The sequence below is a fragment of the Mesorhizobium sp. B1-1-1 genome, from assembly GCF_006442955.1.
In the GTDB taxonomy this organism is placed as follows: domain Bacteria; phylum Pseudomonadota; class Alphaproteobacteria; order Rhizobiales; family Rhizobiaceae; genus Mesorhizobium.
Window position 1 is genome coordinate 196679 of the sequence record NZ_VFWW01000003.1, and the last position, 23193, is coordinate 219871.

A 23193-nucleotide genomic window follows, 5' to 3' on the forward strand; every position below is an offset into this window, starting at 1 on the left:
GGGGGCAAAACATGGTGGCGCGGGTTCGCACGGTTGCTTTCCAGGGCATCGAGGCCGTTCCGGTCGACGTGCAGGTTATGATAGCGCCCGGCAAGGTCAACATGCACATCGTCGGCCTGGCCGACAAGGCGGTGGCCGAAAGCCGCGAACGGGTGCAGGCGGCACTCCATGCTTCCGGCCTGTCGATGCCGTCCAAGAAGGTCACTGTCAACCTAGCGCCCGCCGACCTGCCCAAGGAGGGCAGCCACTACGATTTGCCGATCGCGCTCGGCCTGATGGCGGCGCTTGGCGCCATTCCGGGCGACATGCTGGCCGGCTATGTCGTGCTTGGCGAACTATCGCTCGACGGCACTATCGCCGCCGTCGCCGGCGCCTTGCCGGCCGCGATTGGGGCCAATTCTGAAGGCAAGGGCCTGATCTGCCCCTTCGCCTGCGGCCCGGAAGCCGCCTGGGCCGGCAAGGACTTTGACATACTCGCGCCGCGCAGCCTGATTGCCATCGCCAATCATTTCCGCGGCACGCAGGTGCTGTCCCGGCCGGAGGCCGGCATCCATGCCGCGGCGCGCGACCTGCCCGATCTTGCCGATATCAAGGGCCAGGAAACCGCCAAACGAGCGCTGGAGGTGGCGGCGGCCGGTGGGCACAACCTGCTGATGGTCGGCCCGCCCGGATCGGGAAAATCGATGCTGGCGCAGCGGCTGCCGTCGATCCTACCGCCGCTGGCGCCGAAGGAACTGCTCGAAGTGTCGATGATCGCCTCCGTCGCCGGCGAGCTCGGCGAAGGCAAGCTGACCGACCGGCGGCCGTTCCGCGCGCCGCACCATTCGGCCTCGATGGCGGCGATGGTCGGCGGCGGCATCCGGGCGCGGCCGGGCGAAGTGTCGCTTGCGCACCACGGCGTGCTGTTCCTCGACGAATTTCCCGAATTCACGCCGCAGACGCTCGATGCGCTCCGCCAGCCGCTCGAGACCGGTGACTGCATGATCGCGCGCGCCAACCACCGCGTCACCTATCCGGCGCGCATCCAGCTTGTGGCGGCGATGAACCCGTGCCGCTGCGGCATGGCCGGCGAGCCCGGCTATCGCTGCCTGCGCGGCGAACGCTGCCGCACCGACTACCAGGCGCGCATCTCGGGACCGCTGCTCGACCGCATCGACCTCAGGATCGAGGTGCCGGCGGTCTCGGCCAGCGACCTGATCCGGCCCGACCGGGCGGAGAAGAGCGCCGACGTGGCGCTGCGCGTTGCGCGTGCCCGCGCCCTCCAGCGCGAGCGCTTCGAACGGCTCGGCGTCACCAGCGCCGCCACGAATGCGCATTGCGCGCCGGCGGTCATCGAGGAGATGGCCATGCCCGACGCATCGGGCCTGTCGCTGCTCAAGGAGGCCAGCGAAAAGCTCGGCTTCTCGGCGCGGGCCTATCACCGCGTGCTGAAGGTGGCGAGAACACTGGCCGATCTCGACGCCAGCGAGACCGTCGGCCGCATTCATCTCGCCGAAGCGATCTCCTACCGGATGAGTTCGGAGCGGGTGGCACAGGCGGCGTAGTTCGCGCTGCTTCGAGAGGAGGGAAACGGAACGCCTGCCGGCTTCAACTCTCCGGTTCAGGCCGCTCCCTTCGCCTTCAGTTCCAGCCTCCGCGCGTGCAGCACCGGCTCGGTATAGCCGTTGGGCTGGATGCGGCCCTTGAAGACGAGGTCGCAGGCGGCCTGGAAGGCGACGGAGCCGTTGAAATCGGCGGCCATCGGCTGATAGAGCGGGTCGCCTTGGTTCTGCTGGTCGACGATATCAGCCATGCGCCTCATCGTTTCCATCACCTGGTCGGCCGTGCAGACGCCATGGTGCAGCCAGTTGGCGATGTGCTGCGAGGAGATGCGCAGCGTGGCGCGGTCCTCCATCAGGCCGACATCGTTGATATCTGGCACTTTCGAGCAGCCGACGCCCTGGTCGATCCAGCGCACGACATAGCCCAGAATGCCTTGCGCGTTGTTGTCGAGCTCCGCCTGGATGTCGGCCGGAGACCAGTTGGGCCGCACCGCGACCGGCACCGACAGGATGTCGTCGAGCTTGGCCTTCGGCCGGCTCTTCAGCGCCGCCTGGACGGCGTGGACATCGACCTTGTGATAATGGGTGGCGTGCAGCGTCGCCGCGGTCGGCGAAGGCACCCAGGCGGTGTTGGCGCCGGCCTTGGGGTGGGCGATCTTCTCGGTGAGCATCGCCGCCATCAAATCGGGCATCGCCCACATGCCCTTGCCGATCTGGGCATGGCCGGCAAGCCCGCATTCTAGCCCGGTGTCGACATTCCAGGCCTCGTAGGCGGAAATCCAGGCGGCCTGCTTCATGTCGCCCTTGCGGATCATCGGGCCGGCTTCCATCGAGGTGTGGATCTCGTCGCCGGTGCGGTCGAGGAAGCCTGTGTTGATGAACACGACGCGCTCCCTGGCGGCGCGGATCGCCTCCTTGAGGTTGACGGTGGTGCGCCGCTCCTCGTCCATGATGCCCATCTTGATGGTATTTTTGGTCATGCCGAGCAAAGCCTCGACGCGGTCGAATATCTCGACGGCGAAAGCAACTTCCTCGGGTCCATGCATCTTGGGTTTCACGACATACATCGAGCCCGCGCGGGAGTTGGCGCGGCGGCCATTCGGCCCGACATCGTGCAGCGCAATCAGCGCGGTCAGCGCGGTGTCCATGATGCCTTCCGGCACCTCGTTGCCGTCGCGGTCCGCTATCGCCGGATTGGTCATGAGATGGCCGACATTCCTGACCAGCATCAGCGAGCGGCCAGGCAGCGTCACCGTGCCACCATTGGGCGAGGTGTAGGACCGATCGGGGTTGAGCTTGCGGACAAAGGTCCGGCCGCCCTTGGTGATCTCTTCGGCCAGGTCGCCCTTCATCAGGCCAAGCCAGTTGCGGTAGACGACAACCTTGTCCTGCGCATCCACCGCCGCGACCGAATCCTCGCAGTCCTGGATGGTGGTCAGCGCCGATTCCAGGATGATGTCGGCGATGCCGGCCGGATCGGTGCGGCCGATCTGGTTGTCGCGGTCGATCAGGATCTCGATATGCAGGCCGTTGCTGACCAGCAGCACGGCTTGCGGGTTGGCGGCATCGCCGCGATAGGCGACGAACTGCCTGACGTCGGCAAGCGTGGTCGAGCCGGCGCCGGCACTGAGCCGCAGCGCGCCATTGGCCAGCGAAAGGCCGTTGACGCCGGCCCATTTGCCCGATGTGAGCGGCACCGACTGGTCGAGAAAGTCCTTGGCCCAGGCGACGACTTTCGCACCACGCGCGGGGTTGAAGCCGTTGCCCTTCCCGGCGCCGTCTGTCTCGGGAATCGCGTCGGTGCCGTAAAGCGCATCATAGAGCGAGCCCCAGCGCGCATTGGCGGCGTTGAGCGCATAGCGCGCATTCATCACCGGCACCACAAGCTGCGGCCCGGCGACGACGGCGATCTCGGGATCGACCTTTTCGGTCGTCACCGAGAAGGACGGGCCTTCGGGGACGAGATAGCCGATCTCCTTCAGGAAGGTTTTGTAGGCTTCCATGTCGACCGGCGCGCCATTGGCGCGATACCAGTCATCGAGCTTTTCCTGGATAGCGTCGCGCTTTGCCAGCAGTGCCCGGTTCTTCGGCGCGAGGTCGTGGACGATGGCCGAAAAGCCGTTCCAGAATTTGTCCGGATCGATGCCGGTGCCCGGAGCGGCCTCGTTGACAACGAAGTCATAAAGTTCGCCGGCGATCCGCAATCCGGCGATTTCGACGCGATCGGTCATCAGGCTGCTCCAGATGAAAGGCTTTCGCGGGCCTTTGGCATGTTGGGAGTGCAGGGTCAATTCAGCTTAGGGTGAAGGCAAGGCTGGTAGGCGCGGTTTTTAGGCTTGGTGCCGGCGGCGACGCTGCCAATCTCCCCCCAAGTGGGGGAGATGCCCGGCAGGGCAGAGGGGGGCGCGAAGGAATGCCGACCTCGGCAAGTTTCAGTATTTCGTGCAGTCGGTCGACGTCGAGTATGAGCGGGCGCTGCTCCGAGACGCTGGCGGGACAGCGCCCCCCTCTGGCCTGCCGGCCATCTCCCCCACAAGGGGGGAGATTACACCCTCCATCACACCGCGATCCGTGGCCTGCCCGAAGCCACCGCCACCACATGCGCCTCGATGAACATACGCTGGGCTTCGACGGTGGAGACGCGGAATTCGGTCGCGACATCGATCTCGGCGCTGTCAGTGCCGGCATCCCTGGCGCGCTGCGCAGCGATGCTGCGCACATCGGCCTCGGCGGCCGCGATCGCCGCCGCCTCGTCGAGGAAATCGCGCACGGTTTCGCCCGAGGCAAGACGGAACAGACCTTCCTTGGGCTGGCTGACGCGCGCCTCCGCCGATACCCGGACCTGGCCGACAACGGCGCCGAGCGCGTTGGCGACGTCGGTGTCATCAGGCACCACGCAGTCATTGCCGACCAATGGCGGGAGTCCGGCATAGTGCAGCGGCGCGGAGGCACCGAGGCCGATCACCGGCCGGTCGAGCGCGACGCTCAGGCGCGCAATGCCGGGATGCGCGTCGACGGCGCGCTGCACCAGCGCATGCGCCACGGTGGACGCACCGTCGAGCCCGTCCTCGGCGAAGGCGGTTTGAAGGATATATTCGGCCGACCAGCGCGTCAGCGCCGCCAGCACGCGCTCCGAAATCGCCTCGGGAGAGGCCGCGATCGCCTGGCCGCGGCCGTCGCGCTTGCGGGCAAACAGCTCTGCGCCGAGGCGGGCGGCCGCGGCATCCCAGTTCGCCTGCTTGCCAAGCACATGCGCCGCATCCGACGGGGTGAAACCTGAAATGTGCACCAGCCCGCGCGACACCAGGCGGTTCAGGGTAGCGTTCTGGGCATTCGAGGTCAAAAGCCTGTCGAGGGGCAAGGGCATTGCGCCGATCGCTTCATAGAGCCTTGCTTCCGGAGCGGTCAGCCCGGCGGCAAGACGGTCGGGCACGCCGGTGCGCACCGCGAAGCGGCCGTCCATGCGGCCGGTGTTCGGCGCGCGCAGCTGGCGCTCGAGTTCCGCCAGAACCGCCTCGCGATGCACCATGCCGGCCAGCGCCAGCGGCACCAGCCGGCGCGGTCCAAGCAGGAGCCTGGGGTTGAGAGCGCCGTCTTCCAACGCCACTTCGGAATCGCCGCCGAGGCCGAAGGTGCGCATGGCGACCGCTTCGACCATGGTGCGAAAGCCGCCGACGGTGGCGCCTTCCGGATCGAGCCGCGGCCGGCCCTTGTCGAGCACGGCAACGTCGGTGGTGGTGCCGCCGATGTCGGAAACCACCGCGTTTTCCAATCCGGTCATGTGGTGCGCCCCGACCAGGCTGGCGGCCGGGCCGGACAGAATGGTCTCGATCGGCCGCTGGCGGGCGAACGCCGCCGACACCAGCGCACCGTCGCCGCGCACCACCATCAGGGGCGCCGCGATGCCGCGCGCCTCGAGAAAGCCCTCGGTCGCCGCCACCAGCCGGTCGATCATCGAGATCAGCCGGGCGTTGAGCAGCGTCGTCAGCGCCCGGCGCGGACCGCCTAGCTTGGCCGACAATTCATGGCTCGCGGTGACCGGCAGGCCGGTTTTCTCCCGGATCAGCTCGCGGGCGGCGATCTCGTGCGCCGGGTTGCGGGTGGCGAAATAGGCGCAGACGGCAAAGCCCGAGACCGAGCCGCCGAGTCCGGGCAGCGCCGCCTCGAGGCCGGACAGATCGAGCTTGGCGGTATTGCCGTGCACATCGTGGCCTCCGGGGCAGAACACGACCGGATCGGTGCCCAATGCCGCCTTCAGCCCATCGCGGGCAAGGTCCGCCTCGGAAAAGCCGATCATCACCAGCGCGACGCGGCCACCCTGGCCCTCGACCAGCGCGTTGGTGGCAAGCGTCGTCGACATGGAGACAAGCTTGATGGCGGCCGGATCGGTGACCGCTTTTTCCAGAACCGCGTCGACGGCGCCGGAAATGCCAACGGCGAGATCGTGCCTGGTGGTCAGAGCCTTGGCCTTGGCCAGCACCTTTCCCTTGTTCGGCCCGCTCTGCGGGCCTTCGGTTTCGGACCACAGCACGGCATCGGTGTAGGTGCCGCCGGTGTCGATGCCGAGGAAAAGAGGTTTTGGCTTGGTCTTGGTCATGTCTGATGATGGCCCGAGCAGATAGGAAAATGCTTCTCGCCCTTAACCTATAGCGGCCGGACGATAAAGCTGAGAGCGCTGGGCCACGGGAGGGGTTCGATCTCCCCCACGAGGGGGGAGATTGGCAGCTTCAATGGCAGGGTCAACCTACCCCACGAACCCAACCTTTTTATGCGACCCATCGCAATACGGCTTGTTCGCCGAATGGCCGCAGCGGCATAGGAAGGCGCGTTGCGTGCGGTCGACCGTGTGGCCGGTGCCGGTGACGATTTCGACATTGCCTTCGAGCTTGAGCGGCCCGTCTTTCGTCGGCGTAACCTTGAGTGGCCCGTCGCGCGCGTCCAGCGCCGGCGTGTCCTTCAGCGCCGGCTCGCCGGTGGCGGCAAACCCTGATTTGTTGTGGCTGCCGTCGCAGAACGGCTTGTTCTGCGACGCGCCGCAGCGGCAGAGCGTGGCGCGGTGTAACGTCTCGCCGTCGAGCATAATCTCGGCGTGGACGGCCAGCGGGCCGTTTTCCCTGATGCGCACGGTGTTGACCACCGGCGGCCTTTCCTGCGGCCCGCCATCCTTCCTGACATAGGTAATGGCGCCTGACGGGCAGCTTTCGGCAATGGCGACGATCTTCTCGACGCTGGCCGCGTCGGGATGGATCCACTCTCCCGGCGCGTTCGGCACGAAGACATGCGGATCGCCCAGCACGCAATTGCGCGAATGGATGCAGCGCCGGCCGGCAAAGCCGACGTCTATCTTCTCGCCCTCGACCGGACCTGCCATCGCCTTGCTCCTGTTGCCTGACGCACGCCGCCTGGATGCGGCGTGCTTTGGGTGCTGTTCTTGCAGGCTATGCCCCAGGCAGGAAAAGCGTCAAGCTGGCAAGCCGGTCAGGGAACCAGTTCGATCTCCTCGGTCTCGCCGCCGCTGCAGGTATAGCAGCAATCGTCGCATTTTTCCTTGTCGCCGGGGCCGACGCCCCAATAGGTGCCTTCGTCGCCGTCGACCCAGGCGCCGTAGCAGATCGATTCGCCCTCGTCGCAGGAGACCGGCAATTGCCTGGTCTCGCCGTCATCGAGGTAGAAATCCTTGCCGTTGCCCGGCCACACATAGTCGCGGTCCTGGCTGTAGAGCTCGAGGCGCATGGCATTGGGATGGCTGTTCTTGATGGCGAAGGTGACGTCGCCGGCATGGGCCGACGGCACCAGCAGTATGGCAAGAGACAGCGCGGCCAGCGAGCGGCGCGCATAGGCGTAGAACATGATATCCCCCAAAAATAAACGGCCCACCCGGCCGCCCCGCGGGCATTGCACGGGGCGAGCGATCGCTAAAGGGGGCGACCGCGACAATCCCGGACTAATTTTGGGGAGATTGGCGCTACTCCACCAGGTCGACGGTCTCGGTCGAATGGTGCACGCAGATGAAACAGCAATCGTCGCAGGGCCGGTCGTTGTCCGGGCCGACCCCGGCCGAGATGGCGTCATTGCCGTTGACCCACGCGCCGTAGCAGATGCGTTCGCCCTCATTGCACGAAATCGGCACCGATTTGCGTGAGCCGGGATCGATCAGGAACACCTTGTCGTCGCCCGGCCAGACCGTTTCGCGGTCGCGGCTGAACAGTTCGACCGCAACGGCCTGCCCGCGCTGGTTCTTGACGAAGAAAGCCATGTCGGCAGCCCCGGCCGAGGTGGTGAAGACCAATGCCGCGAGTATGGCCGTGCGAAAGAGCGTCACGATTGGACCTTTCGAATCATGCCAGCAGACTCGCATGGCCGCCGCGAACTAGGAAGCCGCCTCCGCCGCGATCTGGCGTCCCAGCCGCAGCGTTTCCCGCACCAGCAGGTGAAGATCGTCGCGCCGGGTCCGGTGGTTGGTGATCGCCACGCGCAGGCAATGCTGGCCTTGCACCGTCGTGTCCGACAGTGCCGCAATGCCTTGTTCCTGCAAACGCAGCATGATCTCCGTGTTGAACCGCTTAAGCTCCTCGCCGGACGCCCCGGCAAGCCGATGCCGGAAGCAGACGATGTTGATCGTGGTCGGCGCCATCAGCACCAGCGACGGCTCGTCCTCGATCAGTCCGGCGAGATAGGCCGCTTGCGCGATGTTCTGGTCGATCAGGCGGCCGAATTTGTCGATGCCATGCTCCTTCAGCGCCATCCATACTTTGAGCGCGCGAAAGCCGCGCGACGTCTGCAAACCATAGTCGTGCAGCCATTCGCCGGAGGCGAGACCACGCGGCGTCGATTCCAGATATTCGGGCGTCACGGCGAAGGTACGGCGATGCGCGAGGGCGTCCCTGACCAGGGCGCAGCCGGCCTCGAACGGCGCGTGCAGCCATTTGTGCGGATCGAGCGCGATCGAATCGGCCCATTCGATGCCGGCGACGCGATGGGCGTTCTGCGGAGCGATGGCGACCAGGGCGCCGATGCAGCCATCGACATGGAACCAGAGCTCTTCCTCATGCGCCAGCTTGGCAAGCGCCCGCAAGTCGTCGATCGCTCCGGTGTTGACGGTGCCCGCATTGCCGATGACGCAGGCCGGTTTGAAGCCCGCCTGGCGGTCCTCGGCAATTGCCGCCCGCAAGGCGGCGATGTCGATGCGCAGCCCGGCATCGGTCGGTATTCGCCGCAAGGCCCGGTTGCCGAGGCCGAGCGCCTCCATGGCCTTGCGGTGACAGGAATGGAGCTGGTCCGAGCCATAATAGCGCAGGGGCTTCTCGATGGCGGCAACGCCGTGCTCGCGCACGTCGATGCCGGCCTTGACGTTGCGCGCCACCGTCAGCCCGATCATGTTGGCCATCGAACCGCCGCTGACCAGCGTGCCGCTGGCCGAGACGGGAAACCCCAGCATTTGCTTGCACCAGTTGACGACCTGGCAGTCCATCAGCCCGGCGGCATGGTTGCCGCCGCCGAGGTTGGAACCCTGGATCGCCGCCAGGAAATCGCCGAGCGCGCCGGTGAAGTTGCTCGAGCCCATGTACCAGGCCCAGAAGCGAGGATGGATGTTGCCCATCGGGTATGACATCACGGTGCGGGAGACCTCGCCATAGACGGCGGCTAGCCGCGCCGGCGTTCGCGGCAGGGGTGCGGCGAAGACCTCCCTCACGTCAGCCGGCACCTCCCGCCAGACCGGACGGTCGCGCACGGCGCGCAGATAGTCGACGGCATCGTCAATGACCCGGTGCGACAGGGCCTGCACATCGGCCCAGTCCAGGGGGTCAAGCGTCTCCTCGGCCACAGCGCCAAGGGTTTCCTGCGCGACGTCCATGACAGCCTCCCGTCAAGCCGCCGGAAACTGGCAGCCGGGCGTCGATCGCGACAACGCCATCTCGTCGGCGTCCATCTCGGCATCGATGCCATCGAACAGCGGCGTCGTTATGTAGCGTTCTCCGGTGTCGGGCAGCATGCACAGGATCACCGATCCGGCCGGCGCCTCCTCGGCGACCTGCCGCGCCACGGCGAAGGTGGCGCCGCCGGAAATGCCGGTGAAGATGCCTTCCTTCTGCGCCAGCGCCTTGGCCCATTTGATGCCCTCGGGCCCGGCGATCGGCATCACCTCGTCATAGAGGCCGGCATCGACCGCTTCCTGCAGCACGTTGGGGATGAAATCAGGCGTCCAGCCCTGGATCGGATGCGGCTCGAAGGCCGGGTGGCTGGCGGCGGGCGCCCCGTCGGCACCGCGCTGCTGCGCCTTGCCGCTGCCGATGAGCTGGGCGTTGGCCGGCTCGGACAGGATGATACGGACATCCGGCCGCTCACGGCGCAGCACGCGCGCCACGCCGACGACGGTGCCGCCAGTGCCGTAGCCGGTGACGAAGCAATCGAGCCGCGAGCCGGCGAAATCATTGATGATCTCGCGCGCCGTCGTCGCCTCGTGGATGGCGGCGTTGGCCCTGGTTTCGAACTGTCGCGCCAGGAACCAGCCATTGGCCTCGGCCAGCTCCACGGCCTTCTTGTACATGCCGAACCCCTTTTCGGCGCGCGGCGTCAACACCACCTTGGCACCCAGCATGCGCATCAGCTTGCGGCGCTCGACGGAAAAGCTGTCGGCCATGGTGACGACCAGCGGATAGGCTTTCTGCGCGCAGACCATGGCGAGCCCGATGCCGGTGTTGCCGCTGGTGGCCTCGACGATGGTCTGGCCCGGCTTCAACGCGCCGCTGCGCTCGCCCTCCTCGATGATGTTGAGCGCCAGCCGGTCCTTCACCGAGGCAGCCGGGTTGAAGAACTCGGCCTTGACGTAGATCGTCGCGTGGGCCGGGCCGAGATTGTTGATGCGGATGACCGGCGTGTCGCCGACCGTGTCCAAAATGCTGTCGAACAGGCGGCCGCGGCCGGCCGTGGTTCTGATTCTTGCTTGCTGCAACATATCTGTCTCCTCGTCTGTGTTGGTACCTTGCGGTCACGGGCCGGTTACAAACCGGCGGCTTGGGCGGCGAGGTTTCGAGACCTTGCCGCGCTAGGGTCGCTCGACGTGCCGGCAATGCGGCTGCCCGCATCCCGGCGCGCAACTCGCAACCGGGTGCGTTCATGCCGTGTTCGGTGATAAACGAGGGCCGACCGGCCAACGTGGGAGGAAGCGTGGGAGCAAGCGTGGAAATGCACGTGGAATCCGCTCGACCGAGCCTGGATCGCGGCAAGCCCGCTCTTGCCGTGCGCCTGCTCGGGCCGTTCGCGGTCGTGCGCGATGGCGTGCGGGCCGAATTGCCGGCATCGCGCAAGCTGCGCGCGCTGCTTGCCTATCTGGCGTTGGCACCGCATCCGGTGGGACGCGCTCGGCTGTGCGAGCTTTTGTGGGATGTTCCGAACGATCCCAGGGGCGAGTTGCGTTGGTGCCTCAGCAAGCTTCGCGCCGTCCTCGACGAGCCGGGGCACCGTCGGGTCGAGACACAGGACGACACGGTCGCATTGCGCCTCGACGGCTGTTTCGTCGACGCGCTGGAGGTTAGCGCCGCCGCCGCGCAAGGGATCGCCTCGCTCGACGCCGAGCGCCTGCGATCGCTGTCGGAGCTGTTCGCCGGCGACTTTCTCGACGGTCTGGAGCTCGACCGCAGTCCGTTTTTCGAGAGTTGGCTGATCGCGCAGCGCCGCCGCTTCCAGTCGTCTCACGCCGCCGTGCTGGAGCACCTGGTCGCGGCGGCTCCGCCCGGTTCGGAGGCGGCAGCAGCCGGTCTTGACCGGTGGGTGGAGCTGGCGCCGTTCGACGGCCGCGCGCATCTGGCGCTGCTCACGCATCTGGCCGGGCGCGGCGCCATCGGCGCGGCCGAGCAGCACCTGACGGCGACGGCGCAATTGTTCCAATCGGAAGGGTTGGACTTCGGACCGGTGCGCGCGGCCTGGCAGGCGCTGCGCGACAAGCCAGCGGAAGATCGGCCAGCGGAAGATCGGCCGTCGATAGATCGGCCGGCGGTAGATCGGCTTGCGGCGCAGCCCGCCGGCATCGCGGCATCGCCGCCGTCGCCCGCTCCGGCGGGCGTGGAGCCCAGCCACGCCTCGCTGGCGGTGATGCCGTTCGTCGAGACTGCCGGCCCTTGCGGCACGCGCGGCGGGATCGCCGACGGCCTGACCCATGACATCATCACGCGTCTGGCCAAGCTCAGGGATTTCTTCGTCATCGCGCGCGGCTCGGTCTTCGCGCTCGCCGAGAAAAACATCGCGCCGCAGGAAGCGGGGCGGCAGCTGAATGTGGACTATGTCGCCACCGGCACGGTGGGCACCGTGGCCGGCCGCGTCATCATCGCCGTCGAGCTCATCGAGGTTCGCACGGCCAGGATCGTCTGGGCCGAGAGCTTCGAGCGCCGGGCCGACGACCTCTTCGGCGTGCTCGACGATATCGGCAACGCGATCGTCTCGTCTATCTCGGCCGAGATCGAGACGGTCGAGCGCAACCGCGCCATGCTGAAGGCGCCCAACTCGCTCAACGCCTGGGAGGCCTATCACCGCGGCCTCTGGCACATGTATCGCTTCACCCAGCCGGAAAACGAGTTGGCGCAGCATTTCTTCGGCGTGGCGACGGCGCTCGACCCGACCTTCGCCCGCGCCCATGCCGGCCTGTCCTTCACCCATTGGCAAAGCGCTTTCCAGCGCTGGGGCGACCGCGACCACGAAAGCGCGCTAGCCTACGAGACAGCGGGGCACAGTCTCCTGGTCGACGAACAGAACCCTGCCGCGCACTGGGCGATGGGCCGGGCGCTGTGGCTGCGCGGCGAACAGGACGGATCGCTCTTCGAATTGGAACGGGCAGTGGAGCTCAGCCCCAATTTCGCGCTCGGCCACTATGCGCTGTCCTTCGTCCACTCGCAGTCAGGCGATCCGCAGTCGGCGATCGGCTCTTCCGACCATTCGCGCCATCTCAGCCCTTTCGACCCGCTGCTGTTCGGCATGCTGGGCGCGCGCGCCATGTCGCATGTGCGGCTCGGCCAGTTCGAGGAAGCCGCGGAATGGGCGCTGAAGGCGGCGGCGCGGCCCAATGCCCACGCCATCATCCTGGCGATCGCAGCACACTGCCTGGCGCTGGCCGGGCGGCTCGACGAGGCACGCAATTTCGCCGCCGCCCTCCGCAAGGCGCTGCCGGACTACCGCGCCGACGATTTCATCGGCACGTTCCGTTTCGAGGCGGACGCGGAGGCATTGTTCCGGCAAGGCGCAAAGCGGATCGGATTGAACTGAACCCGCGCAATTCCCGCCGATTAACGATTTCGGAAGGGGTTGTTTAACCGTTCGTCGCTATGTCAGCGCCCGGGAGGGGCATGACAGAGAGTGTATGATGAGCGACAGCCCTGACAAGCGCAATGAATGGCGCGCCATTCTTTACGTGCAAGCCCGCGTGGCGGTCCTGTTCGTCCCGGTCGTCGCCAGCCTGCTGATCATCGCCGCACTTGCCGGCAACGACCGCAAATCCGTTCCCGCCGTCGACCGGACGGTGACAGGCTCCGTGCGATAAGGGCACGGTCATCGACGGCGCACGTTTCCCGGCAGGCATGCGCCTGATGTCGGGCAAGTCCCTGCGGCTTTCTGTTGGCGGGAATGACCGGGCGATCGGTCGCACAGGCAACAAAAAGCCCGGACGAGCCGGGCTTTTTCTGCGAGTCTCTGAACCGTCGAACGGTTCAGAGACGGGAATTTGGTGCCCAGAAGAGGACTCGAACCTCCACTCCTTGCGGAACACGGACCTGAACCGTGCGCGTCTACCAATTCCGCCATCTGGGCTGGTGCGGGCTCAATAAGCGGGCAAGCGGTGCGTGTCAACGCGGTTTTTTTTCGAGGGCTGCCGCGCGCCGGCTCAGTTTCGGGCGTTGGCGCCGCCCCTCACCTGCCTGCCGGCATCCTCTCCCCGTATAGTGACGGGAGAGGGGCGCTTTCATCAACGGTTTCGCCAATCACCAGCGTTGCGGCCAGCCCTTTCTCCCCGTCACTATACGGGGAGAAATGTCCGGCAGGACAATGAGGGGCGGCGCCGACTTTAACAATTTGGTGACCGGGACGCTTGCCGGTCAGCCCTCCAGCACTTCCTTCGACGCCACCGTCGAATCCGCGTTGAGCGTGTAGATAACCGGCACGCCGGTGCCGAGCTCCAGCTTGACGATCTCCTCGCCCGACTTGCCGTCCAGCGCCATGATCAGCGCGCGCAGCGAATTTCCGTGGGCGGCGACCAGGACCGTGCCGCCGCGCAGCACATGCGGCTGGAGGTCGTGCAGGTAATAAGGCCAGACGCGGGCGCCGGTGTCCTTCAGGCTTTCGCCACCGGGGGGCGGCACGTCGTAGGAGCGGCGCCAGACATGCACCTGCTCCTCGCCCCATTTCTTGCGCGCGTCGTCCTTGTTGAGGCCGGAGAGGTCGCCATAGTCGCGCTCGTTCAGCGCCTGGTCGCGGACGGTTTTCAGGTCGCTCTGGCCGACGGCGTCAAGAATGTGCTGGCAGGTTTTTTGCGCCCGGACCAGCGCCGAGGTGAAGGCGATGTCGAACTTCAGGCCGCGTGCCTTGAGCTTCTGCCCGGCTGCCTTGGCCTCGGCGTGGCCCTGTTCGGTCAGGTCGACGTCACGCCAGCCGGTGAAGAGATTCTTCAAATTCCATTCGCTCTGGCCATGGCGCACGAGCACGAGGGTTCTCGACATTTTTGCTCCTCTGGGATCTGAGCAATTCCAGCAGAAGTGGGAAGCGGTTTTCTGTCTGGAATTGCATGGGGATGAAGATGGTCCGGGGTCGTTTCAGGCAAGCCCGAGCACGTCCCGCATCGAGTAAAGGCCGGGCTTCCTGCCATGCGCCCACAGGGCTGCCTTGACGGCGCCGCGGGCGAAGATGGTGCGGTCCTCGGCATGGTGGGCCAGCGTGATGCGTTCGCCGGTGCCGGCCAGGATGACGCTGTGGTCGCCGACCACCGAGCCGCCGCGCAGGGTTGCGAAGCCGATCGAGCCCGGCTTGCGCACGCCGGTGTGGCCGTCGCGGACGCGCACATCGTTGCCGGCAAGCGGCACGCCACGCCCCGCGGCGGCGGCTTCGCCCAGCAGCAGAGCGGTGCCGGACGGCGCGTCGACCTTGTGCCTGTGATGCATTTCGAGGATCTCGATGTCGAAATCCCCGGCGTCGAGGGCGCGCGCGGCCTGTTCGACCAGCACCGCCAGGAGATTGACGCCGAGGCTCATATTGCCCGACTTGACGATCGTCGCATGGCGCGCCGCGGCGGCGATCCTGGCATCGTCGTCGGGCGAGCAGCCGGTCGTGCCGATCACATGGACGATGCGCGCCTGCGCGGCATAGCCGGCGAATTCGACGGTCGCAGCCGGGGCGGTGAAATCGAGCACGCCGTCCGCCCCGGCGAAGGCCGGCAGCGGATCGTCCGATATCGGCACATTGATGATGCCGATGCCGGCAAGCTCGCCTGCATCCTTGCCGAGATAGGGCGATCCCTGCCGCTCGATCGCGCCGGCGACGCGTGCGCCCGGCATTGTGTGGATGGCGCGGATCAGCGTCTGGCCCATGCGGCCGGCGGCGCCCACCACCACCAGGCCCATATCGCCCGCGGGTCTGTCGGCTGTCGGCGTTTCACTCATCTCGCGCTCCCGGCGATGCCCTGCGTCTCGATAGGTTGCGTCGGCCCTGGCGCCGGAGTTTGGGGTGGCGCGCCGTCATCGACAAGCCCCAGGCCCTTCCTGCCCTGCACCCGGTGGAAGCGGGAATAGACGCTGTGCGGGTCGGCCATCAGCGAGGCATGGGTGCCCTGTTCGACCAGATGACCCTGTTCCAGCACGATGATGTGGTCGGCATTGACCACCGTCGACAGCCGGTGGGCGATGACGATGGTGGTGCGCCCCTCCATGACGTGGGTCAGCGCTTCCTGGACCTTGGCTTCCGCCTCATTGTCGAGCGCCGAGGTCGCCTCGTCGAGCAGCAGGATCGGCGCCTGGCGGACGATGGCGCGGGCGATCGACACACGCTGGCGCTGGCCACCCGACAGCGACGCGCCGTTTTCGCCGACGGGCGTGTCGTAGCCGAGCGGCTGCTGGCGGATGAAGCCGTCGGCCTGGGCCAGTCGCGCGGCCTGCTCGATCTCGGCGTCGGTGGCGGAGAGCCGGCCATAGCGGATGTTGTCGCGGATGGTGCCTTCGAACAGATAGGGCTGCTGCGAAACATAGGCGATGGAGCTGCGCAGCGACTGCTTGGTGATTTTCGAAATGTCCTGGCCGTCGATCTCGATCGTACCCGCCTCGACGTCGTAGAAACGCTGGAGCAGGGCCACCAGCGTCGTCTTGCCGGCGCCGGAGGCGCCGACGATGGCGGTCATCTTGCCGGCGGCGGCGACGAAGCTGAGGTCCTGCAGGACCGGTGCCTCCTCGACATAGCGGAAGCTCACATTGTTGAAGCGCACTTCGCCCGTGGTGAAATTCGCCTCGGCGGCTCCCGGCGCGTCGCCCTGCTGCGGCTCGAGATCGAGGATTTCGTAGATCATGCGCGCATTGACCAACGCGCGCTCCATGCCGACCTGCATGCGCGCCAGCCGCCTTGCCGGGTCGTAGGCCAGCATCAGCGCGGTGATGAAGGAGAAGACGGCGCCCGGCGGCTGGCCGAGGACGAGCGCACGATAGCCGGAGTAGGCGATGACGCCGGTGACGGCGAGACCGGCCAGCATGTCGGAAATCGGCGACAGCCGTTCCGAAACCCGGGCGATCTTGTTGCCGCGGTGCTCGGCGCTGTTGGCGAGCTGGCCGATGCGCCGCGACAGCTCGTCCTCCATGGTGAAGGCCTTGACGATGGCGATGCCTTGCGTGGCTTCCTGCATGGCGCCGATCAGTCGCGAGTTGATCTGCACCGATTCGCGGGTGATGCGGCGCACCCGGCGCATCAGATAGACAACGGTGTAGATGAGCGGCGGCCCGATCACCAGCGAGCTGAGCGACAGGACCGGATCCTGGTAGATCATGACGCCGAGCAGCCCGAACAGCGTCACCCCGTCGCGCGCGATCGACGTCAGCGTCATCGACAGCAGGTCGCGAATGCCGTTGACGTTCTCGTTGACCTGCGCCGCCAGCCGGCCCGATCTCGTGTCGTTGAAGAAACCGACGCCGAGCTTCATCAGGTGATCGAAGATGCGGCGCTGGTAGCGCGCAACCAGATTGTTGCCGACGGTCGCCAGCGTCACCGCCTGGCCGTAGCCGGCGAAACCGCGCACGAGAAAGGCGCCCATGACGCCGGCGCAAATCCACACGATCAGATCGCCGCGCCGCTCGTAAAAGATCTGGTTGACGACCGGGCTCATGATCCAGGCGGTGAAAGCGGTCGTGGCGGATACCGCCAGCAGGCAGGCGCCGGCAAAGATGTAGGACCAAAGGTAGTCGCGGCCGTTCTCGGCGATGATACGGCGCAGCACCGCCCAGACCTCGCCGGGAGTGGCTTTCTGCTTATGTGGAGCTTGGAGTGTCAAATCGGGAGCGCTTCGTGGTTTCCGCTTGGCAAGACCGGGCTGCACACAGCATCCCTTCTGGCGCCCCTCTTAGCGCCAAGCGGCCGGCTTGCCTATGCCTGCGGCTGATTAACTTCGTCGCGGGGACCGGACGGACGCCTGGTCCGTCATGCGGCCCAGCCTAGGCCTGCCAGCGGCGGCCGGCGGTCTGCACACCGAACAGCGAAGGGTTCCTGGCGTAGGCGGCGAGGCCCAGAAGTGCCGCCAGCGGATGGGTGATGACATAGACGGGCATGGTGCGCATCAATTCGCTGTGCGGCGCCTTGTCCTCGAAGGCGGCGCGGAAATTGCCCTGTTTCAGCGCCGGCACGATCTTCTGCGCGATGCCGCCGGTGAGAAAGACGCCGCCGCGGCTCATGAACACCAAGGCGAGATCGCCGGCGGTGCGCCCAAGACAGGTGACGAATATCTCCAGCGCTTCCTGCGCAACCGGATCGGTCCTGGCAAGTGCCGCTGCGGTGATCTCGGCCGGCGTGGTGAAGGGCGACGGCTTGCCGTCCGCCTTGGCCACCGCCCGGTAGACGTTGACCAGACCGCGTCCGCACAGGATCTGCTCGCCCGAAATGCGGCCCTCGATCTTCTCGATATGCGGGAAAACCTCGAAATCCCTGCTAGAACGCGGGCCGATGTCCATATGGCCGCCCTCGCCGGGCACCGGGATCCAGTGGCGCAGCGCGTGCACCAGCCCGGCGACGCCGAGCCCGGTTCCGGGACCGAGCACCACGCGGCCGGCATTGGGCTCCGGCGCGCCGCCGCCGATCTTTTCCATGTGCTCTTCGCCGAGCGCCACGACGGCCAGCGCCTGCGCCTCGAAATCGTTGAGCACGACGATGTCGCTGAGGCCGAGGCTGGCGAACATCTGCCGGGGCTTGACGATCCACGGGCAATTGGTGAGCTCGATCTCGTCGCCGTCGACCGGGCCGGCCACCGCCAGCACCGCCGAATTGGGGCGGACCGAGGAGCGGTCGAGCACCGCCGCTTGGATCGCCTCGTCGATTGTGTTGTAGCTGGCGGTCTGGACGATCGCCGGCTCGCCGGCTTCCGAATTGGCGTCGAGCACGACCGAGAAGCGCGCATTGGTGCCGCCGATGTCGCCGATCAGGATCGGGAACCGCAGCGCCGTGTCGTCGTCGCCTGTGTTTGGCATGCTTTGTCGTCCGTCCCCGGCGCCCGACGGCCCATTGCCGTTCTCCCGTTGACTAGCGCATGAGTTTGAAAAGGGAAACGGTTTTCGAAACCGATGGTGCGCACGACCGATTTATGAAGCCGAACGGCCGCGACTAGGCTGCCGCCTTGTGCTCCTCGCGGGCAGCGGACCAGACCTCGCGGGCCGCATCGGCGTTCATGGCGGCAATTCCCAGGCCGACAATCAGGTCGGGCCACGCGGAATGCCAGATCACGGCGGTGAGAAGGCCCGCGGCGATTATGGCGACGTTGGCAAAGGCGTCGTTCCGCGCGGAGAGGAACGCGGCCTTTGTCAGGCTGCCGCCGTGATGGCGGAAGCGCGCCAGCATGAACGCGCAAGACAGGTTCACGGCCAAAGCCCCGGCGCCCGCAAGCGACAGCGGCAGCGGCGACGGCGCGACCGGCAGGTTGAACTTCACCCAAGCCGTCCAGAGCGTTGCCAAAGCGGGCACCAGAAGAATCGCCGCCAGAGCCATGCCGACCCTTGCGCGGCTGCGTGCGCCCCAGCCAAGGGCAACGAGAATAAGCAAATTGACCGAGGCATCTTCCAGGAAATCAACACTGTCCGCGAACAGCGACACGGAGCCGATCGCAGATGCCACGGCGAACTCGACGATGAAGTATCCCAGGTTCAGAAGGGCCACCCACCGGACGACGCGGCGAAGGCCTATATCCTGCGTTTGCAATGCCGGCCCTCCTGCTCGCGGGGTAACGAATGAACGGCGGCGAAGCGCCGGGGCGTCAACTGACGCGGTCAGTTTCCCGGCCGTGGCCGCGGCACCGGTACGCCGATCTCGGGCGTCGCGGTGAAGGCGTTCACCATGCCCGGCAGGCCGGCCGTGCCGCTGGCCGCGGTCGCGGGCAGCGACGGCGCTTCGGGTTCGGGCGCGGCGACCGCGACCGGTGCGCCGCCGTGATAGGTGGCGGCCTCGACCGAAGCCGGCCCGGGCGCGTCGAGCACGGCGCGGCATTCTCTCGGCAGGTTCGCCATGGTCATCAGGTCGCGCGCCTTGGGCGCATCCGGGTTCTTGTTGGGCCGCCACGGTTCCTGCGTGAACCACCAGGCCAGCGGCTTGCCGCAGCCGTCGTCGGCCGGGGTCGCTTCCTGCGCCTTGCAGTTGGGCGAGCCCGGCTGGCAGCCGATGCGCATGTGGAAATGATAGTCGTGGCCCCAGAACGGCCTGATCTTGCGCAGCCAGGAGCGGTCGCCCCTGACGGTGTCGCAGAGCTTCTTCTTGATGCCGGGATTGACCAGGATGCGCTCGACCTCGGGATAGCTCGCCGCGCGCTTCAAAAGCCGCGTATGCGCCGACGTCCACCGCGCGTCCTTCACCAGATGCGTCTTTTCGTCGACCATCAAGGTCGCGCTCATCGTCTCGCGCCGCGCCATCGACAACGGCCGGCCGGGCATCGGCGTCAGCCAGATGTCGGCATCGAGCCCGATCTGGTGCGAGGCATGGCCGGTCAGCATCGGGCCGCCGCGCGGCTGCGCGATGTCGCCGATCAAAAGGCCCGGCCAGCCGTCGGCGACGGCATCGCGCGACAGTTTCTCGACCAGCGCGATCATCGCCGGATGGCCCCAGCGGCGATTGCGCGACGGCCGCATCACCTGCCAGGTCGGGCCGTCCATGGGGATGGCGACGCCGCCGGCAAAGCAGCCCTTGGAGTAGAAGCCGAAGGATTGCGGGGCGGTCGCAGCCGGCAGTTTCATCGCGCCGAACAGGTCCTTTGCCCGTTCCTCGGCCATTGCCGGCCGCACGGCGAGACTTGTGAGGGCGAGCAGGCCAAAAGCCGCCGCCAGCTGTGAACGCTTGCCGAGCCGCATCGCTGTCTCCATGAACCCCCGCCGCAAACCCAAGCCCGAATCATAGCACGCAATGGACGTTGCTTCGATCGCCGGAGCGGTTCCGTTTTTCACAAACCGGTCAACCGCCCTGTTTTCTTTTCCGACGCATTCCGGCCCGAAACCGTGTCACGTGCTTCCCGGCATGCGTCAGCGCTTCATCGGGCTGCGCGGCGCGCCGTCGCGCCAGTCGCCGCTTGCCCACATATGGTCGAAGGCGGCGCGGTAATCCGGGAAGCGGAACCGGTAGCCCGCCGCCTTGAGCGCCGCGTTGGCGACGCGCTTGTTCTCGCCATAGAAGGACCGCGCCATGGGCGAAAGTTGGGCGGCCTCGAAGGGAATTTCGGGCGGCGGTGTGATGCCCATCAGCGCGGCGGCGTAGCCCACGACGTCCTGCGGCGGCGCGGGCTCATCGTCGGTGACGTTGAAGATGCCGCCTGTATTATCCCCGATGAGATGCCACAGCGCGCCGGCTATGTCGTCGCAATGGATGCGGTTGAACACCTGGCCGGGCTTGACCAGCCGCCGCGCGGTGCCGTTTTCCAGGTTGACCAGGGCGTTGCGGCCGGGGCCGTAGATGCCGGAGAGCCGCAGCACCGCCACCGGCCGGCCGATCTCGCGGCCAAGCCGCAGCCAGTCCTGCTCGGCCGCCAACCGCATCGCCGAGCGTTTCGACACCGGCCGGCATTGCGCCGTCTCGTCGACCCAGGCGCCGCCATGGTCGCCATAGACACCGACGGTGGAGAGATAGCCGATCCATTCGAGCGCGGGCATCCGCACGATCGCCTCGCGGGCGGCATTCAGCACGGGATCGCCGGCCTCCTCGGGCGCGATCGAGATCACCAGATGGGTTGTTGTCGCCAGCGCGGCGCCGATTTCGCCGGTCAGCGCGCCATCGAACAGCAGCGGCGCGATGCCGGCCTGGCGGAGCGCCTCGAATTTCTCCGCGGAGCGCGTCGTGCCGCGGACCGTCGTGGCGGACTCCCGGTTGGCGCGCGCAAAACCCTTGCCCGAATAACCGGCGCCGAAGATGAATATCCGCTTTTCACTCATGCAGGCGCCCTGGCTGGAATCGGCCGCGCCCATTCCTCGCGCACGGCCGCGTCGCTCTCGGTTTCCAGGCCGGTCGCGGCGCGTTCGGCATATTCGGCCTCGGGCACCAGCCGCGCCAGCGCCCATATTGCCGCGCCCCGCACCAGCGGCGAGGCGTCGGCTAGCAAGGCGCGCACGGCGCCGGCAAGCGCGGCATCGCGGGAATTGCCGGCGGCGATCAGCACGTTGCGGACAAAGCGGTCGCGGCCGATGCGCTTGATCGGCGAACCGGAAAAGAACGCGCGAAAGGCCGCGTCGTCCAGCCGCAGAAGATCGGCCAGCGCCGGCTCGCGTAGATCGTCGCGCGCGGCGAGCTTGGCCTCGGACGCCACCTTGGCGAACTTGTTCCATGGGCAGGCGGCGAGACAGTCGTCGCAGCCATAGATGCGGTTGCCGATCGCCTCGCGGAATTCATGCGGGATCGGCTCCTTGTTCTCGATGGTGAGATAGGAGATGCAGCGCCGCGCATCGAGCCGGTAGGGCGCCGGGAAGGCATCGGTCGGGCAGGCGTCGAGGCAGGCGCGGCAGGAGCCGCAATGGTCCTCCTCCGGCATGTCGGGGACCAGTTCGGCGGTTGTGAAAATGGTGCCGAGGAACAGCCAGGAACCGTGCTGCCGGCTGACCAGATTGGTGTGCTTGCCTTGCCAGCCGAGCCCGGCGGCCTCGGCCAGCGGCTTTTCCATGACGGGTGCGGTGTCGACGAAGACTTTGACGTCGCCTCCCGCCCGCGCCACGATCTTGCCGGCGATTTCCTTCAGCCGGCCCTTCATCACGTCATGATAGTCGCGGTTTTGCGCGTAGACCGAGATCGCGCCCCGGTCGCGCCTGGCCAACAGGTCGCGCGGATCGTGGTCCGGCCCGTAATTCATCGCCAGCACGACGATCGAACGCACCTGCGGCCACAGGCTTGACGGCTCGCTGCGGCGTTGCAGCGTCTCGGCGATCCAGCCCATGGAGCCGTGGAACCCGTCCGCGACGAAGGCAGCGAGCCGGGCCGGCGCCAGCGGGATCGCATCGGGGGTGGTGACGGCGACCGCCTCGAAACCGGCGCGTCGCGCCTGCGCGTCGATCAGCGCGCGCAGTTTTGCGGCGTCAGAAGTCGAGGTCCGCATAATGCGACACCGGCGACAGGCCGCGCACCCGGTCGGTCAAGAGCGGCCGGAACGAAGGCCGCGACTTGACCCGCGTGTACCATTCGCGCGCGGCAGTGTGCTCGCGCCAGTCGATCTCGCCGAGATAGTCGAGCACCGAAAGGGTGGCGGCGGCGGCAAGGTCGGCATAGGTGACCCTCGAGCCGGCCAGCCAGTGGCGGGTGCCGGCCAGCCAGTTGGTATATTTCATGTGCTGGCGGATGTTGGCCCGCGCCGCGCGGATGGCGGCCGAATCGGGCGAGCCGCCGCCGGCGGTTTCCGGCATGACCGGCTTCAGCACGCGCTCGCGCACCAGATGCCGGGTGACCTCGCTCTCGGCCTTGTGGAGATACCAGTCGGTCAGCCGGCGGATCTCGGCGCGCTGCATCGGGTCCTCGGCGAACAGGCGCTTGTCGCGCTTCAGGACGCCGCGCGTCTCGTCGAGATATTCCGAGATGACCGTGGCGCCGACGATCGGCACGTCGCCCTCGGCCAAAAGGATCGGCAGCGTGCCGGCCGGGTTCAGCGCCAAGAACTCCTTGCGCCGCGTCCACGGCTTCTCCTCGATCAGCGCCAGCTCCTCGCCATACTCGCCGAAAGCGAGGCGCACGAACCGGCAGGAGGCGAACATGGGATGATGGAAAAGCGTCAGCATGGTTCCGCGATGATAAAGCGCACTGGTGGTTTGGATTTGAAGTTCCTGTCCCCTCAACGGCATCCGCGTTCAGGAACTTCAAATCCAAACCACACCAGAACTAAAGTTGGCAGTGTGGCTCAGAATCCGGAATTCGCGCATCGCGCTCCTCCCGGGTGTGGCGAATTCCGGATTGCCACACTGGCGAATCGCCGGGCGCACCG

Annotated in this window: 19 protein-coding genes and 1 tRNA gene; 3 read left to right on the forward strand and 17 right to left on the reverse strand. The window is 66.9% G+C overall.

All coding sequences use genetic code 11. From position 1 onward, the window contains the following. Positions 1-11: 11 nt before the first annotated feature. A complete protein-coding gene (locus FJ986_RS06555) occupies positions 12-1544 on the forward strand; it encodes a YifB family Mg chelatase-like AAA ATPase (RefSeq protein ID WP_140673748.1) in 1533 nt (510 codons plus the stop codon). A 56-nt stretch (positions 1545-1600) separates the two neighbouring features. Here the strand turns inward: FJ986_RS06555 and FJ986_RS06560 are convergent, their stop codons facing one another. From FJ986_RS06560 to FJ986_RS06595, 7 genes are all read right to left on the reverse strand, one after another. Further along, positions 1601-3772, reverse strand: coding sequence for a malate synthase G (locus tag FJ986_RS06560; protein ID WP_140673750.1), 2172 nt, complete (start codon positions 3770-3772; stop codon positions 1601-1603). Between the two features lie 326 nt (positions 3773-4098). Beyond that, positions 4099-6138, reverse strand: a complete 2040-nt coding sequence (locus FJ986_RS06570; RefSeq protein WP_140582705.1) for a hydantoinase/oxoprolinase family protein — start codon at positions 6136-6138, stop codon at positions 4099-4101. A gap of 147 nt (positions 6139-6285) precedes the next feature. Next, positions 6286-6912, reverse strand: coding sequence for a CDGSH iron-sulfur domain-containing protein (locus FJ986_RS06575; protein WP_140491673.1), 627 nt, complete (start codon positions 6910-6912; stop codon positions 6286-6288). Between the two features lie 107 nt (positions 6913-7019). Then, positions 7020-7391, reverse strand: coding sequence for a hypothetical protein (locus FJ986_RS06580; RefSeq protein ID WP_140559118.1), 372 nt, complete (start codon positions 7389-7391; stop codon positions 7020-7022). A gap of 115 nt (positions 7392-7506) precedes the next feature. Further along, complete coding sequence (locus FJ986_RS06585) at positions 7507-7863, reverse strand: hypothetical protein (RefSeq protein WP_140673754.1); 357 nt, start codon at positions 7861-7863, stop codon at positions 7507-7509. A 48-nt stretch (positions 7864-7911) separates the two neighbouring features. Next, positions 7912-9396 carry an aspartate aminotransferase family protein gene (locus FJ986_RS06590; protein ID WP_140673756.1) on the reverse strand — a complete coding sequence of 495 codons (1485 nt, stop codon included), beginning with the start codon at positions 9394-9396 and terminating at the stop codon, positions 7912-7914. A gap of 12 nt (positions 9397-9408) precedes the next feature. Then, entirely contained in the window at positions 9409-10497 is a 1089-nt protein-coding gene (locus FJ986_RS06595; RefSeq protein WP_140673758.1) for a pyridoxal-phosphate dependent enzyme, read from the reverse strand. 230 nt (positions 10498-10727) lie between these two features. Between FJ986_RS06595 and FJ986_RS06600 the strand changes: the two genes are divergently transcribed. Further along, positions 10728-12797 carry a transcriptional regulator gene (locus tag FJ986_RS06600; protein WP_140673940.1) on the forward strand — a complete coding sequence of 690 codons (2070 nt, stop codon included), beginning with the start codon at positions 10728-10730 and terminating at the stop codon, positions 12795-12797. Positions 12798-12894: 97 nt separating this feature from the next. Continuing rightward, positions 12895-13071, forward strand: a complete 177-nt coding sequence (locus FJ986_RS06605; RefSeq protein ID WP_181165187.1) for a hypothetical protein — start codon at positions 12895-12897, stop codon at positions 13069-13071. A 181-nt stretch (positions 13072-13252) separates the two neighbouring features. Here the strand turns inward: FJ986_RS06605 and FJ986_RS06610 are convergent. From FJ986_RS06610 to FJ986_RS06660, 10 genes are all read right to left on the reverse strand, one after another. Further along, positions 13253-13337, reverse strand: a tRNA-Leu gene (locus FJ986_RS06610). A gap of 284 nt (positions 13338-13621) precedes the next feature. Further along, positions 13622-14242: a 2,3-bisphosphoglycerate-dependent phosphoglycerate mutase gene (locus tag FJ986_RS06620; protein ID WP_140514169.1), complete on the reverse strand. Its 621-nt coding sequence runs from the start codon at positions 14240-14242 to the stop codon at positions 13622-13624. A 93-nt stretch (positions 14243-14335) separates the two neighbouring features. After that, positions 14336-15178 carry a 4-hydroxy-tetrahydrodipicolinate reductase gene (gene dapB / locus FJ986_RS06625; protein ID WP_140673760.1) on the reverse strand — a complete coding sequence of 281 codons (843 nt, stop codon included), beginning with the start codon at positions 15176-15178 and terminating at the stop codon, positions 14336-14338. Then, a complete protein-coding gene (locus tag FJ986_RS06630; RefSeq protein WP_140673762.1) occupies positions 15175-17046 on the reverse strand; it encodes an ABC transporter ATP-binding protein in 1872 nt (623 codons plus the stop codon). The genes dapB and FJ986_RS06630 overlap by 4 nt, the downstream gene beginning before the upstream one ends. 160 nt (positions 17047-17206) lie before the next feature. Beyond that, positions 17207-18232, reverse strand: a complete 1026-nt coding sequence (locus tag FJ986_RS06635) for a glucokinase (protein ID WP_140524358.1) — start codon at positions 18230-18232, stop codon at positions 17207-17209. 133 nt (positions 18233-18365) lie between these two features. Continuing rightward, on the reverse strand, positions 18366-18956 hold the full coding sequence (locus FJ986_RS06640; protein WP_140673764.1) for a cation diffusion facilitator family transporter: 591 nt from the start codon (positions 18954-18956) through the stop codon (positions 18366-18368). A 68-nt stretch (positions 18957-19024) separates the two neighbouring features. Next, positions 19025-20107: a penicillin-insensitive murein endopeptidase gene (gene mepA, locus FJ986_RS06645; protein ID WP_140673766.1), complete on the reverse strand. Its 1083-nt coding sequence runs from the start codon at positions 20105-20107 to the stop codon at positions 19025-19027. A 156-nt stretch (positions 20108-20263) separates the two neighbouring features. Next, on the reverse strand, positions 20264-21166 hold the full coding sequence (locus FJ986_RS06650; RefSeq protein ID WP_140673768.1) for an SDR family oxidoreductase: 903 nt from the start codon (positions 21164-21166) through the stop codon (positions 20264-20266). Further along, the gene (gene queG, locus FJ986_RS06655; protein WP_140625278.1) at positions 21163-22317 is read right to left on the reverse strand and encodes a tRNA epoxyqueuosine(34) reductase QueG; all 1155 of its coding nucleotides are present in this window, start codon (positions 22315-22317) and stop codon (positions 21163-21165) included. Before queG ends, FJ986_RS06650 begins: the two co-directional genes overlap by 4 nt. Continuing rightward, entirely contained in the window at positions 22298-22990 is a 693-nt protein-coding gene (locus FJ986_RS06660) for a glutathione S-transferase family protein (RefSeq protein WP_140491712.1), read from the reverse strand. The genes queG and FJ986_RS06660 overlap by 20 nt, the downstream gene beginning before the upstream one ends. Positions 22991-23193: the final 203 nt, after the last annotated feature.